At 65.8% G+C, this 13,517-nt stretch carries 16 protein-coding genes and 1 pseudogene; 12 read left to right on the top strand and 5 right to left on the bottom strand.

Features of this window, described 5'->3' with window-relative positions; translation table 11 throughout:
* Nucleotides 1-131: 131 nt before the first annotated feature.
* The 3 genes from AB4136_RS32585 to AB4136_RS32575 all read left to right on the top strand — a co-directional run bounded on the left by AB4136_RS32585 (nt 132) and on the right by AB4136_RS32575 (nt 3,355).
* On the top strand, nt 132-524 hold the full coding sequence (locus AB4136_RS32585; protein ID WP_137900602.1) for a VOC family protein: 393 nt from the start codon (nt 132-134) through the stop codon (nt 522-524).
* A 407-nt stretch (nt 525-931) separates the two neighbouring features.
* Nucleotides 932-2,917 carry a conjugal transfer protein TraG gene (locus AB4136_RS32580; RefSeq protein WP_137900601.1) on the top strand — a complete coding sequence of 662 codons (1,986 nt, stop codon included), beginning with the start codon at nt 932-934 and terminating at the stop codon, nt 2,915-2,917.
* Between the two features lie 9 nt (nt 2,918-2,926).
* Nucleotides 2,927-3,355 (top strand): CopG family transcriptional regulator, encoded by a 429-nt coding sequence (locus AB4136_RS32575; RefSeq protein WP_116970689.1) that lies wholly within the window; start codon nt 2,927-2,929, stop codon nt 3,353-3,355.
* 50 nt (nt 3,356-3,405) lie between these two features.
* Here the strand turns inward: AB4136_RS32575 and AB4136_RS32570 are convergent, their stop codons facing one another.
* The 4 genes from AB4136_RS32570 to AB4136_RS32555 are packed head-to-tail and all read right to left on the bottom strand — an operon-like array spanning nt 3,406 to nt 5,293.
* On the bottom strand, nt 3,406-3,993 hold the full coding sequence (locus AB4136_RS32570) for a uridine kinase family protein (protein ID WP_157973342.1): 588 nt from the start codon (nt 3,991-3,993) through the stop codon (nt 3,406-3,408).
* A gap of 49 nt (nt 3,994-4,042) precedes the next feature.
* Nucleotides 4,043-4,498 (bottom strand): SRPBCC domain-containing protein, encoded by a 456-nt coding sequence (locus AB4136_RS32565; protein ID WP_137900600.1) that lies wholly within the window; start codon nt 4,496-4,498, stop codon nt 4,043-4,045.
* Nucleotides 4,498-4,965 (bottom strand): SRPBCC family protein, encoded by a 468-nt coding sequence (locus AB4136_RS32560; RefSeq protein ID WP_116970615.1) that lies wholly within the window; start codon nt 4,963-4,965, stop codon nt 4,498-4,500. The genes AB4136_RS32565 and AB4136_RS32560 overlap by 1 nt, the downstream gene beginning before the upstream one ends.
* Nucleotides 4,955-5,293, bottom strand: a complete 339-nt coding sequence (locus AB4136_RS32555; protein WP_116970616.1) for an ArsR/SmtB family transcription factor — start codon at nt 5,291-5,293, stop codon at nt 4,955-4,957. The genes AB4136_RS32560 and AB4136_RS32555 overlap by 11 nt, the downstream gene beginning before the upstream one ends.
* Nucleotides 5,294-5,454: 161 nt before the next feature.
* On the opposite strand from AB4136_RS32555, the gene AB4136_RS32550 reads away from it, so the two are divergent.
* Together AB4136_RS32550 and AB4136_RS32545 are read left to right on the top strand one after the other, a co-directional pair.
* On the top strand, nt 5,455-5,880 hold the full coding sequence (locus AB4136_RS32550) for an SAM-dependent methyltransferase (RefSeq protein ID WP_137900599.1): 426 nt from the start codon (nt 5,455-5,457) through the stop codon (nt 5,878-5,880).
* Nucleotides 5,877-6,815 (top strand): GNAT family N-acetyltransferase, encoded by a 939-nt coding sequence (locus tag AB4136_RS32545; RefSeq protein WP_137900598.1) that lies wholly within the window; start codon nt 5,877-5,879, stop codon nt 6,813-6,815. The genes AB4136_RS32550 and AB4136_RS32545 overlap by 4 nt, the downstream gene beginning before the upstream one ends.
* Here the strand turns inward: AB4136_RS32545 and AB4136_RS32540 are convergent.
* Nucleotides 6,793-7,039, bottom strand: a pseudogene (locus AB4136_RS32540) (VOC family protein); the annotation flags it as partial. The gene AB4136_RS32545 and the pseudogene AB4136_RS32540 sit on opposite strands and share 23 nt — an antisense overlap.
* A gap of 376 nt (nt 7,040-7,415) precedes the next feature.
* On the opposite strand from AB4136_RS32540, the gene trbB reads away from it, so the two are divergent.
* From trbB to trbL, 7 genes are all read left to right on the top strand, one after another.
* Nucleotides 7,416-8,399, top strand: coding sequence for a P-type conjugative transfer ATPase TrbB (gene trbB, locus AB4136_RS32535; RefSeq protein WP_137900597.1), 984 nt, complete (start codon nt 7,416-7,418; stop codon nt 8,397-8,399).
* A complete protein-coding gene (locus AB4136_RS32530) occupies nt 8,396-8,728 on the top strand; it encodes a TrbC/VirB2 family protein (protein WP_033965391.1) in 333 nt (110 codons plus the stop codon). The genes trbB and AB4136_RS32530 overlap by 4 nt, the downstream gene beginning before the upstream one ends.
* A complete protein-coding gene (locus tag AB4136_RS32525) occupies nt 8,728-9,009 on the top strand; it encodes a VirB3 family type IV secretion system protein (RefSeq protein ID WP_065998026.1) in 282 nt (93 codons plus the stop codon). Before AB4136_RS32530 ends, AB4136_RS32525 begins: the two co-directional genes overlap by 1 nt.
* A 10-nt stretch (nt 9,010-9,019) precedes the next feature.
* Nucleotides 9,020-11,458 carry a conjugal transfer protein TrbE gene (gene trbE, locus AB4136_RS32520; protein WP_137900596.1) on the top strand — a complete coding sequence of 813 codons (2,439 nt, stop codon included), beginning with the start codon at nt 9,020-9,022 and terminating at the stop codon, nt 11,456-11,458.
* Nucleotides 11,455-12,216, top strand: a complete 762-nt coding sequence (trbJ, locus tag AB4136_RS32515) for a P-type conjugative transfer protein TrbJ (protein ID WP_137900595.1) — start codon at nt 11,455-11,457, stop codon at nt 12,214-12,216. Before trbE ends, trbJ begins: the two co-directional genes overlap by 4 nt.
* A 10-nt stretch (nt 12,217-12,226) precedes the next feature.
* Nucleotides 12,227-12,610, top strand: a complete 384-nt coding sequence (gene trbK-alt / locus AB4136_RS32510; protein WP_137900594.1) for a putative entry exclusion protein TrbK-alt — start codon at nt 12,227-12,229, stop codon at nt 12,608-12,610.
* Nucleotides 12,611-12,614: 4 nt separating this feature from the next.
* A partial coding sequence (trbL, locus tag AB4136_RS32505) for a P-type conjugative transfer protein TrbL (RefSeq protein ID WP_441932263.1) occupies nt 12,615-13,517 on the top strand: 903 nt, incomplete at its 3' end.

Here is a 13,517-nt window from a genome sequence, read left to right as displayed (position 1 = left end):
ATGGCGTCGCTACAGGCTGGCACACTGCCAGCGTTCGACCGCGGTGATGACGTTTCCGCCAAACGTAGGCTTCCGCGTTGACCTTAAAGGCTGAGCTAGACATCGTATTTCGCACCCAAAGGAAGAGTGACATGCCCGTTCCAGAAGGTTTCGCGGTGGTGACGCCGTACATTTTTGTAGATGGAGGCGAGGATTATGTACGCTTCCTCGAGGCCGCATTCGGCGCGCGCGAAATCGGTAGAAGCATCGCTCCCGACGGCCGCATCGCCAATTGCCAGATGAGATTCGAGACCGCGACGATCATGATCAGCGAAGCGTCCGAGGATTTTCCAGCGAGCTCAGCTGCCTTTTACCTTTACGTCGACGATGCCGATGCAGCGATGGACAAAGCATTGGGAGCTGGCGCCGACAAGATCATGGATACGGCCGACATGCCTTATGGAGATCTGCAAGGGGGCATCAGAGATCCCGCAGGCAACATATGGTGGATCTCCCAGCGCCTGAGCAACGGGCCTTATTTCTAGCCTCCGGTTCAATCGGTTCTTGTCGCAAAGGCCGACATTCCGGACTCCACAGGGAGTCAGCTGCTGAGCGCGCCGTTCAAATGCTCACCTTGGGGTTCGCCCGCATAGTCAGTCAGCCGCCCGTCGCCGATATGGCAAAAGCTGCCTATCCGTAGCGTCGCCTTTGGCACGGGCTAGAAGTCCGGCCCCAGGCGATCATCGCGAACCGGCCGATGGCGAGAAATGCCTGCCCCAGCGCAATACGGGGTCAGGTGTCATGCGGGCGCCGGTCTCGGACAATGAAACTTTCTACGCCAAGACCTGTATTCGCGCGCCAAGGTTGCCGGCAATGCGATCCCCGAAAACGCGTCTTGCAATCTGGCCGGCCAAGCACTGACCTCGATGCAGTCACCGTCGAGGAAATCTGCTTGTCTGCCACGAAAATCCTATGGGGTCAGATCCTCACCGTCTTGCTGATCGTGGTCCTGACCACATGGGCGGCGACGCAATGGACGGCTTGGCGGCTCGGCTTCCAGCCGCAGCTCGGCTCACCCTGGTTCGAGCTGTTCGGCTGGCCCATCTACTACCCACCGGCCTTCTTCTGGTGGTGGTATTTCTACGATGCCTATGCGCCGCCGATCTTCGTCGAAGGCGCCTATATCGCCGCATCGGGTGGCTTCATTTCGATAGCGGTCGCGATCGGCATGTCGGTGTGGCGGGCACGCGAGGCCAAGAACGTCGAGACCTACGGCTCGGCGCGATGGGCACGCCCGGACGAGGTGAGGTCCGCCGGGTTACTCGGACCCGATGGCGTAGTGCTCGGCAAGCTCGACCGCGCCTATCTCCGTCATGATGGACCCGAGCATGTGCTCTGCTTTGCTCCGACCCGGTCCGGCAAAGGAGTCGGCCTCGTCGTTCCGTCGCTTCTGACCTGGCCGGGCTCCGCGATCGTCCACGACATCAAGGGTGAGAACTGGCAGCTCACTGCGGGCTTTCGCGCCCGGCACGGCCGGGTGCTGCTGTTCGATCCCACCAATGCGCAGTCGGCCGCTTACAATCCTCTGCTCGAGGTCCGCCGCGGCGAGTGGGAGGTACGCGACGTCCAGAACATCGCCGACATCCTGGTCGATCCGGAAGGGAGCCTGGAGAAACGGAACCATTGGGAGAAGACCAGCCACGCGCTCCTCGTCGGCGCCATCCTCCATGTCCTCTACGCCGAAGCCGACAAGACGCTGGCCGGTGTCGCCGCTTTCCTTTCCGACCCGAAGCGACCGATCGAATCGACACTGGCCGCCATGATGAAGACCGCGCATCTCGGCGAGGCCGGTCCCCACCCGGTCATCGCCAGCGCCGCGCGCGAGCTGCTCAACAAATCGGACAACGAACGGTCAGGCGTGCTCTCTACCGCGATGTCGTTCCTCGGCCTCTACCGCGATCCCGTCGTCGCCGCAGTCACGCGCCGTTGCGACTGGTGCATTACGGATATCATTGGGGGGAAACGACCCACCACGCTTTATCTGGTGGTGCCGCCCTCCGACATCGCGCGCACCAAGCCGCTGATCCGCCTGATCCTCAACCAGGTCGGCCGACGGCTGACCGAGGACCTGCAGGCCAAAGGCGGACGCCACCGGCTGCTCCTGATGCTCGATGAGTTTCCCGCGCTCGGACGCCTGGACTTCTTCGAAAGCGCCTTGGCTTTCATGGCCGGCTACGGCCTGAAGAGCTTCCTGATCGCGCAGTCGCTGAACCAGATCGAGAAGGCTTACGGGCCGAACAACTCGATCCTCGACAACTGCCATGTCCGGGTCAGCTTCGCGACAAACGACGAGCGTACCGCCAAGCGGGTTTCCGATGCGCTCGGAACCGCGACCGAGATGCGCGCGATGAAGAACTATGCCGGGCACCGCCTCTCGCCCTGGCTCGGCCACCTTATGGTCTCGCGCTCGGAGACGGCGCGGCCGCTGCTCACCCCCGGCGAGGTGATGCAGCTCCCACCGGCCGATGAGATCGTCATGGTGGCTGGGACGCCGCCGATCCGCGCAAAAAAGGCGCGCTATTTCGAGGACCGGCGCTTCCAGGAGCGCATCCTGCCACCGCCCTCTTTGGCGAAGTCGCCTGAGGCAAATCCCGACGATTGGAGCGCCTTGCCGTTGCCGCGGTCACCGCAAACCGAACCAGCCGTCGAGCAGGGCGGGACTGACGGTGAGGATCCGACGGGATCGGAGCGCCGCCACCAGCCCGAATTGAGCCACGCCCAAGCGGTCGAGAAGAAGGTCCCGATCGAGAACGAGTTTGCGGCAGATCTCGATGATGACGCCGAAGACGACAGCGCCCGGATCAGCCGGATGAACCGGCTCGTGCAGGGTGTGGCCCGGCAAGTGTCGCTTGATCCCAACGACGGCATGGAGCTGTGAGAGGCGGCGATGGCATCAAGCTCGAAAAAACAGCGCTTGTCCGTCTACCTCGACCGGGAGGTCATGAAGGCGCTGGCGGATTATGCCGCGCGCCGGGATCATTCGCGCTCTCTCGTCGCGGAGGCGGCCATCGCGTCCTTCCTGTCTCCCGACGCCGCCGAGCGGCAGGAGGCGGCCACGACGAAGCGGCTCGATCAACTCGATCGGCGCATGACGCGCATGGAACGCGACCTCGGTATCTCGGTCGAGACACTGGCGGTCTTCGTGCGCTTCTGGCTCACGACCAATCCACCCTTGCCTGAGCCGGCCCAAGCCGCCGCCCGCGCACAGGCCGGCGAGCGCTACGATGCGTTCGTCGCGGCCCTCGGCCGGCGACTCGCCAAGGGGCCGAAGCTGCGACAGGAAATCTCGGAGGACGTTCCTGCAGGCGGCAATTGATCGGTGCCGGGACCACCTCGGCTACGCGACCAGGTTTGCGACGCTCGGGCTCAGGGGGTGAGATTAATGGCCACGTCAAACGCGTCAGGGGGCATCACGCTCTTGAAGTAGAAATCCTCAGCTTCATGCCACTGCCGCTCCCAAGGTCCGATCGCTCCTTCCCGAGCGGCCAACCGCGCCAAGCGCACATCGTCCGGCGCCAAGAGCGCGACGCGCAGATCGAGCAGGTCGGCCAGTTCCGGACGCGCCGCATAGACCCCTTCCAGGATCACGATCGGCCTTGGGCCGATCCACGTCGGCTCATCGCGCAGCCGTCCATCGAAAGCGTCCCAGTCGAAGGCGCGCCAACATGCCTCCCGGCCGGCCGCAAGGCCTTGGAGCACCGATCGTTGTCTCGTCCAATCGATGCAGGCCGCTGCGCGCGCTACGGCGCTATCCGCCCGAAGCTCGATCCCGCCCGCATAAAAGTCGTCGCCCTCGATCACGCAGGCCTCGACCCGCTCGGCGAGCGTCCTCGCCAACGTCGATTTGCCGACACCACTTCTGCCATCAACCGCGACGATCAAGGGCAGCCCCTTACGCTGCGCCGCTTCGGTCATGATCCCGGCCAGCGTGACCTCATCGCTGGCACGCATCATTCGACCACTCCGTTCGCTGATTGCGTCGGGCTGTTCAGCGATCCTCCTTTCAAAGCACCTTCTCCACTTCATCGAGGAGCGCTCTCGTACCTGCTTCCCGGCCGGCGATGTCGCCGTCGAAGTAGGCGCCCTGTTCGGTCAGCTCCAAACGCGTACCGGCGCCATCGGAGTTGAAGCTGATGGTGACGAGCGAAGAGGACAGCGGCGTCCCCTCCAATGTCATGTGGTAGGCGTAGATGAGCGTGTTGCCCTCATCTACGTGCAGCCAGGTCGTGGCGTTCGTGAGGACGAAGTCCGCTCCCCGGGGGCTGAACCGGGTGAACTCAACGGCGCCTGCCACGGTCGGTTCGGCTGGCCGATACTCATGGATGGTCCAGCCGTCGGCGAAGACCAGCCACTTGCGCCGCGCGTCGGCCTGCGCGAACGCCGCGAAAACCTTGGCCGGCAGCGCAGAGTAATTCCGTTCGATGGTGAAGCTTCCGTGCTTGATCGGGTTGCCCGCCATCAGAGCCCTCCGGCCAAGGCTTCGAGCTGGTTGAGGCACGTGCCCCAGCCATCATGGAAGCCCATCTCCTCATGCTTCTGACGGTCTGCGTCTGACTTGTGGCGCACCAGTGCCCGATAGCGGGTGCCGCCTTCCACCGCCTCCATCGTGATGTCGGCGGTCATGAAGGTTTCGGAATTCGGACGGAACTCGGGCCCGACCGCATCGGTCCATACCATACGCTTCCGAGGCTCTGCCAGCAGCACGCAGCCTGGCGTTTCATCCATTTCGGCGCCGTCCGGCGACGCCATCACGACCGAGAAGATTCCCCCGGCGCGGGGGTCGATCGCGACGCGCGCTACCGTCCAAGGTTTCGGTGCGAACCATTGCTTGAGCAGGTCGGGCTCCGTCCACGCGCGCCAGAGCTGGGCGGGTGTGGCCCTGACCGTCCGCTCCAGCACGAGATCGAGTTTGGCATCATGCGTCACTATTTTCTCCTTCACCGGGTAGATTCGCTAGAAATGCATCGAGGCGGTCGAGACGCGCCTCCCAAAGTGACCGCTGCTGGCCCAGCCAGCCTTCGGCGGCTTTCGCCGTTTCAGCCTTGAGCCGACAGGTGCGGATGCGGCCGGCCTTGTCGGATTCAATCCATCCGCCCGCCTCCAGCACCTTCAGGTGCTTGAGGAAGCTCGGCAGCGCCATGTCATGCGGCGCGGCAAGCTCAGAGACAGGCGCGGGGCCGGCTGCCAGCCGGGCGATCACCGCACGGCGGGTGGGATCAGCGAGTCCGTGGAAAATCGAATCAAGGTTAGCCATATGGCTATCTATTGACTTGGCACAGTGCTCGTCAAGATACCTAGCCATATGGAAAGGTGTCTTCCATCCGGCGGAGCGAAGGTCATGATGAAACCAAACGACACGGACGACGTCGTCGCACCAAACCCGTCGAAGCCACCGAGCCTGTCCGGAGGAGAAAAGTGACTGAACGGCTGTCCCTACGTCTGAAGGCAATCCTCGAAGCCCTGCCTCTCTCGCCCTGTATACGCGTGCTCGAGGTGGGATGCGGTCCCGGAGCGCTGACGCGCGCCATGTCGTCGGCGATCGGCAGCGGGTATGTGCTCGGGATCGACCGGTCAGACCGGGCCATCGCGCAGGCGATCGCAGGCTCCAAGGAGCAGGTCGCTGCCGGCCGTCTGTCATTCCGAACGGTGGCGGCCGAGGATTTCGTGATGGGACCCGGCGAGGCGCCGTTCGATCTTGTCGTGGCGGTCCGCGTCGGCGCGCTCGACGGCCGTCATCCCGCGGCCGGCGCTCGCGCCTGGCCGCGAATTCGCGCGGCGCTTGCCCCAAGCGGACGGATCTTCGTCGATGGCGTTGAGATACCTGCGGAGACGCCAAGGTGAGGATCGTGCCCTTCACGATGGATCGTGCCGAAGACGCATTGCGCCTGATGAACCTGCTTCGGCTCACGCCGATCAGCCTGCCCGAGTTCCTGGACCGCGAGGCACGATGGCCGGCGGGCGATCTGCGTCTGCGCTGGCTTGGTTACGACAATGACCGGGCCGTTGCCCTCGGGCAGATCGCCAACTCGCCCTATGCGCTATCTGATCATCTTGCCGTGCAGGTCACTGTCGATCCCGATCATCGCGGCCGGGGGAGAGGCAGCACCATGCTCGGCCTTGTGGAGAGCGAAGCCATCGGGCGCGGTTTTCGGGGGCTTGTCGCCACGATACCTGAGGCAGCATCCGGTCCGCAGGCCTGGGCCGAGGCACGCGGGTTTCAGCGCCACGCGCTGCGTTGCGACAGTCTGCTCGACCTTCGGACCTTCGACGGTCAGTCGGCAGTGCGCGCGGGGGTGACGCTCTCGGACATGACCGGAGCCAGTGAGGCGCAGTGGAAGGCGGTGGCGATGCTGTTGCAGACCCTCATCGCCGATGCGCCCGACATGCGAGACCTCCCGTCATGGACGTTGGCGCGCTGTTTTTCGGTACTGCGCGAGACTCCGGCCTCGCGACCGGAATGGGTCGTTGTTGCCGGGTTTAACGGCAGACCCGTCGGCCTCACCATCGGCCACGCTTTGGGCCAGGAGATCTATTCCTACTTCACTGGCGTGTTGCCCGACTGGCGCGGCAGGCATGTCGGCCTCGCGCTCAAGCTGCGCCTGATCGCTGCGGCGCAAATGTCGGGCATCACGACGATGCGGACAACGAACCTCGACGCCAATACTGCGGCGCTTCGGCTCAACGCCTCGATTGGCTTCCGTCGCGTTCCCGGCAGCCTGGAGGTCCGCAAGGCTTTGTCTGCGGTCGATTTCGCTACCTCGGCGAATCCCCGGTAACATAGCTGGCTGCGAACTCCGCGCTGGCCGGGATCGGCTTGATGATGTCGATCAGCACCCCCGTTGGGGTCGCTAGTGATGAAGTGGCGCTGGCCGAAGTCCTCATCGCGCAAGGACAGGAGCATAGGGATCCCGTCGGCAACAACCTGGCCATGCACGGTGTCAACATCGTCGACTTCGAAATTGAGAAGGATGTCAGTCGCGCGTCCGCGGGCGACGTAAGGTCGCTTGGTACTGCGCGCGATCTATCCGATTCCGACGTATTCGCACCCAATGGCAGACGGTCTTTCTTACAAGCGATCCTGGCCATGCGAGTGCCCAGAAGCTCTCTGCGATATGATCGCGGAAGTGATTGAGTACGGGGTTCGAGAGCTACAGCACATTCGAGATATCTCTTTAGCGCCATTGGACGATCTCCAAAGTTGGGCACGCTGACCGGCGAAGGATCGCAAGCTATTCCGCAGGTCCGCCCTTTACCTGTATTTCTACGCTACGGTTCTACGAACGCATTCCCTTGTTGCCGCGCCCACATTTCTGCCTCTTCTACTCATCCCCGATCCAGGGCCGCTCGTCCGCGGTCCCTTCACGAACGGGGACGACATGGCGGCTTCTCACCAGCGATCCGAGGCGAGCTTACGCGGCGCGCGCATGTTGCGCACCGCGCTCGGCCCCGCCATCGCCGGATTCCTGGAAGACCCCACAGTCGTCGAGGTGATGCTCAACCCCGACGGGCGGCTCTGGATCGACCGCCTGTCCGAGGGGCTGTCTGATACGGGAGAGTGCCTGTCCGCCGCCGACGGCGAGCGTATCGTGCGCCTGGTGGCGCATCACGTCGGCGCCGAGGTTCATGCCGGCGCACCACGCGTCTCAGCCGAGCTGCCCGAAACCGGAGAGCGGTTCGAGGGGCTGTTGCCCCCCGTCGTGGCGGCGCCGGCCTTCGCGATCCGCAAGCCCGCCGTCGCGGTCTTTACGCTGCAGGACTACGTCGCGTCCGCGATCATGTCGGCGGATCAGGCCGACGTCCTTCGTCGCGCCGTGGCCGATCGGCGCAACATCCTCGTGGCCGGCGGCACCTCGACCGGCAAGACCACGCTCACCAACGCCTTGCTCGCCGAGATCTCAAAGACCGCCGACCGCGTCGTCCTGATCGAGGACACGCGCGAGCTGCAATGCGCGGCCCCAAACCTGGTCGCGATGCGCACCAAGGATGGCGTCGCCACCCTCTCTGAGCTGGTCCGCTCGTCGCTGCGCCTGCGACCAGACCGTATCCCCATCGGTGAGGTGCGCGGGTCCGAGGCGCTCGACCTCTTGAAGGCCTGGGGCACCGGCCACCCTGGCGGCGTCGGCACAATCCACGCCGGCACCGCGCTAGGCGCGCTACGCCGCCTCGAGCAGCTCATCCAGGAAGCCGTCGTCACCGTCCCGCGCGCCCTGATCGCCGAGACGATCGATCTGGTCGCGGTGCTGAGCGGCCGCGGGTCCAATCGCCGCCTGGCCGAACTCGCCCGGATCGAGGGCCTCCGTCCCGACGGCGACTACCACGTAACCCCCGCAACCCAGCCCCCCTCAGGAGATCCCGCATGATCCGCCGGTCCTTGGCCCTACGTCGCCGCCTCACAACGGCGGTCAGTCTCGCGCTTTTCAGCGTTGCGTTCGCGCCGGCCGCCCACGCCTCCGGCTCGTCCATGCCGTGGGAGCAACCGCTCAATCAGATCCTGCAGTCCATCGAAGGACCGGTCGCCAAGATCATCGCGGTGATCATCATCATCGTCACCGGCCTGACGCTCGCCTTCGGCGACACGAGCGGCGGCTTCCGCCGGCTGATCCAGATCGTCTTCGGCCTCTCGATCGCCTTCGCGGCATCGAGCTTCTTCCTGTCGTTTTTCTCCTTCGGCGGCGGGGCGCTCGTTTGATGACGGGCCTTGCCGACAGCGCCGGCGAAGTGCCTGGCTTCAGCGTGCCGGTGCACCGCGCCTTGACGGAGCACATCCTGCTTGGCGGCGCGCCGCGCTCGATCGCCATCCTCAATGGCACGCTGGCGGCGGCGCTTGGCCTCGGATTGCGCCTCTGGCTGGTGGGCTTGGGACTCTGGGCGGTCGGGCACCTTGCCGCCGTCTGGGCGGCCAAGCGCGATCCGCAGTTCGTCGATGTGGTGCGCCGCCACCTGCGTATCCCCGGCTTCCTGAACGTCTGAGGCCGACCGCATGATGAACCTTGCCGAGTATCGCCGGACCTCGACCCGCCTCGCCGACTTCCTACCTTGGGCGGCGCTGGTTGGCGAAGGCGTTGTCCTCAACAAGGACGGCAGCTTCCAGCGCACAGCACGCTTCCGCGGGCCCGATCTCGATTCCGCGGTGCCGGCTGAGCTCGTCGCGGTCGCCGGCCGGCTCAACAACGCCTTCCGCCGCCTGGGCTCCGGGTGGGCGATCTTTGTCGAGGCCCAGCGTCACAGCGTCGGCGCCTACCCGGCGAGCCGCTTTCCAGAGCCCGCATCCGCGCTGGTCGACGCCGAGCGCAAAGCCGACTTCGAGGAAGACGCCTCGCATTTCGAGTCGAGCTATTTCCTCACCTTCGTCTTCCTGCCCCCGGCCGAGGACGCCGCACGCGCTGAAAGCTGGCTCTACGAAGGCAAGGCCGAGAAGGGCGTTGACGCCTGGGAGGCGCTGCGCGGCTTCGTCGATCGCACCAACCGCGTGCTCCAGCTCGTCGAGAGCTTCATGCCCGAATGCGCCTGGCTCGATGATGGCGAGACGCTGACCTACCTTCATTCGACCGTCTCTACCAAACGCCACCGCGTGCGCGTGCCCGAGACGCCGATGTATCTCGACGCGCTGCTGGCGGACCAGCCGCTGACCGGCGGCCTCGAGCCGCGGCTCGGCGAGGCGCATCTGCGCGTCCTCACCATCGTCGGCTTTCCAACGGCGACCACGCCCGGCCTGCTCCACGATCTCAACCGCCTCGCCTTCCCCTATCGCTGGTCGACCCGCGCGGTGCTGCTCGACAAAACCGACGCCACCAAGCTGCTGACAAAGATCCGGCGGCAATGGTTCTCCAAGCGCAAGTCGATCGCCGCGATCCTGAAGGAGGTGATGACCAACGAGGCCTCCGTGCTGGTTGACACCGACGCAGCCAACAAGGCGGCGGATGCCGATCTCGCGCTGCAGGAGCTCGGCGCCGATTATGCCGGTCAGGCCTATGTCACGGCGACCGTCGCCGTCTGGGACGCTGATCCACGCGTCGCGGCCGAGAAGCTGCGCCTGGTCGAGAAGGTCATTCAGGGGCGCGACTTCACCGCGATGCCTGAGACGGTCAACGCCGTCGATGCCTGGCTCGGCTCCCTGCCGGGTCATGTCTACGCCAATGTTCGGCAACCGCCGATCTCCACCCTCAATCTCGCCCACATGATTCCCCTGTCAGCGGTGTGGGCGGGGCCGGAACGGGACGAGCATTTCGGTGCGCCCCCCTTGCTGTTCGGCAAGACCGAAGGCTCCACCCCGTTCCGGTTTTCCCTTCACGTCGGCGACGTCGGCCACACCCTGGTGGTTGGCCCGACCGGCGCCGGCAAGTCCGTCCTGCTGGCGCTGATGGCGCTGCAGTTCCGGCGATACCCGGGTTCGCAGGTCTTCGCCTTCGACTTCGGCGGCTCGATCCGTGCGGCTGCGCTTGCTTGTGGCGGTGACTGGCACGACCTCGGCGGCGGCTTGACGGAAGGCGCCACCGACAGCGTGTCGCTGCAGCCGCTCGCCCGCATCCAGGAGGTGCCCGAGCGCGCCTGGGCCGCCGACTGGATCGTCGCCATCCTCATGCGCGAGGGCGTGACCATCTCGCCCGAGGTGAAGGAACATCTCTGGACGGCGTTGACCTCGCTGGCCAGCGCGCCGGTGGGCGAGCGCACGATCACCGGGCTCGCAGTCCTCCTGCAGTCCAACGACCTCAAACAGGCGCTCCGCCCCTACTGCGTCGGCGGCCCCTACGGTCGCCTGCTCGACGCCGAGAGCGAGCATCTGGGTCAAGCGTCCGTCCAGGCGTTCGAGACCGAGGGCCTGATCGGCACCGGCGCGGCGCCAGCGGTGCTCCCCTATCTGTTCCACCGCATCGAGGACCGCCTCGACGGCAGCCCGACCTTGCTGATCGTCGACGAAGGCTGGCTGGCGCTCGATGACGAGGGATTCGCCGGCCAGCTTCGGGAATGGCTGAAGACCTTGAGGAAGAAGAACGCCTCCGTCGTATTCGCCACGCAGTCGCTGTCGGACATCGATGGATCGGCCATCGCGCCCGCCATCATCGAGAGCTGCCAGACCCGGCTGCTCCTGCCGAACGAGCGGGCGATCGAGCCGCAGATCACCGCGATCTACCGGCGCTTCGGCCTCAACGACCGGCAGATCGAGATCCTCGCCCGGGCCATGCCCAAGCGCGACTATTACTGCCAGTCCCGCCGCGGCAACCGGCTGTTCGAGCTCGGCCTCGGCGAGGTCGCGCTGGCGCTATGCGCCGCATCCTCCAAGACCGACCAGGCCGCCATCGAGCGCGTCCTCGCCGAGCACGGCCGCGACGCCTTCCTCGCCGAATGGCTGGGCCTGCGCGGCGTCGGCTGGGCCGCCGACCTGATCCCCGACCTCACCAACCTGGAGACCCGACCATGATCCTTCGTCGCTCGCGCGCGGCCCTTTTGTCCGCCAGCATCTTCGCCGTGCCCGTCGCGTTGTCGCCGGTCCTCACCACCCCGGCCGCTGCGCAGTGGGTGGTCTACGATCCGACCAACTACGCCCAGAACGTCCTTCAGGCGGCGCGCGCGCTGCAGCAGATCAACAACCAGATCACCTCGCTGCAGAACGAAGCGCAATCGCTGATCAATCAAGCGCGCAATCTGGCCAGCCTCCCCTACTCCTCGTTGCAGCAGCTTCAACAGTCCGTGCAGCGGACCCAGCAGCTCCTGAATCAGGCGCAAAACATCGCCTTCGACGTCCAGCAGGTCGACCGCGCCTTCCAGTCGACCTACGGCAACGCCTCACTCTCCGCGTCTGACGCCCAGCTCGTCGCCCAGGCCCGCGAGCGCTGGCAGAACACGGTTGGCGGTTTGCAGGACGCGATGCGGGTGCAGGCGGGCGTCGTCGGCAACATCGACACCAACCGCACGCAGCTGTCCGCGCTGGTTGGCCAGAGCCAGGGCGCTACCGGCGCGTTGCAGGCGGCCCAGGCCGGCAACCAGCTCCTCGCACTCCAGGCCCAACAGCTCGCCGATCTCACCGCCGTCGTCGCCGCCAACGGCCGCGCGCAATCGCTCTCGGAAGCCGAACGCGCGGCGGCTGCCGAACAGGGCCGCGAGCAGCGCCGACGGTTCCTGACCCCCGGCGTCGGCTATCAGCCCGGCAACGCCCGGATGTTCCCAAGCGGGAACTGAGGGCGAGCTTATGGACGGCAAGCTTTTCGCGCGGATCGGGGCCATCGTCTTCGTCGCTGTCGCGGTCACTGCGACGGCGATCGAGATGACCCGGAAAGAGGAAGAACCGGCGGCGGCGTTCGCGCGCGCCGCCGTCGCGGTGGCGGCCGACCCGCTGCGCGCGGAGCTGATCCGGTGCCAGCGCCTCGGCGAAGCCGGTCCCCGCGATCCGGCATGCCTCTCCGCCTGGGCGGAAAGCCGCGAGCGGTTCCTTGCTCCCGGCGCGCGGCCGGGCGTGCGCGCCACCCCGGCCACCGAGGTTCCGCCGACGCCGCCCGACGCGGCCGGAACTCGCTCCATGCCGGATGATCCGATCCGCAAGGAAATGGCGCCGCAGCTGGACGAGGCCCGATAGCATCATGGGCGGCACCGGCGTCATCGATCATTTCCTCGAGATCTTCACCCGCTACATCGACAGCGGCTTCGGCCTCTTGAGTGGCGAGGTCGCGTTTATCGCGACCACGCTGATCGTCATCGACGTAACGCTCGCCGCCCTGTTCTGGAGCTGGGGCGCCGACGACGACATCATGGCGCGCCTGGTCAAGAAGACCCTGTTCGTCGGCGTGTTCGCCTACATCATCGGCAACTGGAACAACCTCGCGCGGATCGTCTTCGAGAGCTTCGCCGGCCTCGGCCTGAAGGCCTCCGGCACCGGTTTCACGACCGCCGATCTGCTGCGCCCCGGCAAGGTCGCGCAGACCGGGCTCGATGCCGGCCGACCGCTGCTCGATTCGATCTCCAGCCTGATGGGCTACTGGTCGTTCTTCGAGAACTTCATCCAGATCGCCTGCATGTTCCTCGCTTGGGCGCTGGTGCTGCTCGCCTTCTTCATCCTCGCCATCCAGCTCTTCGTTACCCTGATCGAATTCAAGCTGACGACTCTCGCCGGCTTCGTGCTCATCCCCTTCGGCCTGTTCGGAAAGAGCGCCTTCATGGCCGAGCGGGTGCTCGGCAACGTCATCTCGTCGGGCATCAAGGTCCTGGTGCTCGCCGTCATCATCGGTATCGGCTCGACACTGTTCTCCGAGTTCACCGCCGGTTTCGGCGGCGCCAATCCGACTATCGATGAGGCCATGGCGATCGTGCTCGCCGCACTGTCGCTGCTCGGACTTGGCATCTTCGGGCCCGGCATCGCCAACGGGCTGGTGTCCGGCGGCCCTCAGCTCGGCGCCGGCGCGGCGGTCGGGACCGGGCTCGCGGCCGGAGGCATGATCGCCGCCGGCGGCGCCGCGGCCRGTCTGGCCGCCGGTGGTGTCGGAGCC

Origin of the sequence: Mesorhizobium sp. 2RAF21 (assembly GCF_052115345.1) — a bacterium.
GTDB classification, from domain to species: Bacteria; Pseudomonadota; Alphaproteobacteria; order Rhizobiales; family Rhizobiaceae; genus Mesorhizobium; species Mesorhizobium terrae.
The sequence above is the reverse complement of the archived record's forward strand: the minus strand, read 5'-3'. Positions and strand labels throughout refer to the sequence as shown.